Annotated in this window: 2 protein-coding genes; both read left to right on the top strand. The window is 53.3% G+C overall.

Annotation, left to right across the window (positions count from 1 at the left end; genetic code table 11):
* Positions 1 to 67 precede the first annotated feature (67 nt).
* On the top strand, positions 68 to 367 hold the full coding sequence (locus tag AC1D0P_RS26310; protein WP_477679416.1) for a DUF2523 domain-containing protein: 300 nt from the start codon (positions 68 to 70) through the stop codon (positions 365 to 367).
* Positions 367 to 820 (top strand): zonular occludens toxin domain-containing protein (locus AC1D0P_RS26305; RefSeq protein ID WP_477679415.1); only part of this gene is annotated, 454 nt, incomplete at its 3' end. The genes AC1D0P_RS26310 and AC1D0P_RS26305, both read left to right, overlap by 1 nt.

Below are 820 nucleotides of genomic sequence, written 5' to 3'. Positions count from 1 at the left end.
GCTTGGGTTGATCCTGCTTGGCGTGTCGTTCATCACGGCATTAATGATCGTTGCAAAGGGGTAGCTCATGCCTGTAATCGTCGCGTTCTTGTGGAACGCGTTTCTTGCCATATTGCCGTCGCTGGTTGGTCGTGTCTTGCTGTCGTTGGGGATGAGCGTGGCGACTTATACCGGAGTGCAAGTCACCTTCGGTTGGTTGAAGGATCAGGCGGTGGCAAGGTTTRTTTCGTTGCCTCCCGATCTGCTCGGCTTGTTGGCGACGTTGAAGGTCGGCGAGTCACTAAGCATTATTTTTTCGGCGTTGGTAGTTCGTGCGTCATTGGCCGGACTCACTAGTGGCACTTTCAAACGTTGGGTGACAAAGTAATGTTCTACATCCGCACCGGGGCAAATGGCTCTTGCAAAACGCTGTTCACGCTTCGTGATATTCGCGACCTTCAACTAGCAACGGGTCGTCCTGTCGCGCACAACGGACGGCTCAAAATTTATCCGCACATCGAAAAGGAATTCGGCTGGAAACAGATAGATTTCAAAAAGTGGCAGGACGAGCCGGACGGAACAATCTTCCTGGTCGATGAGGTCTATCACGATTTACCGCCCAGGGCCAACGGTTCGATGATTCCGCCATATGTCGCGAAGCTCGCTGAGCACCGTTCTCGCGGCATGGATTTCTTCATGCTGTGTCTGCACCCATCRCAGTTCGATTCGTTCATCCGCAAGGCTGTGGGAGCTCCTGGCTGGCATCAGCACTTGAAGCGTGTTGCCGGTGCCAGCACTCTTACCCGCGTCTTGCAATGGGATTCGGTAAACGATAACTGTC

This window comes from Polaromonas sp. P1_G2 (assembly GCF_056405515.1).
Note: the sequence above shows the minus strand (reverse complement) of the source record. Positions and strands in the feature narration are given on the sequence as shown.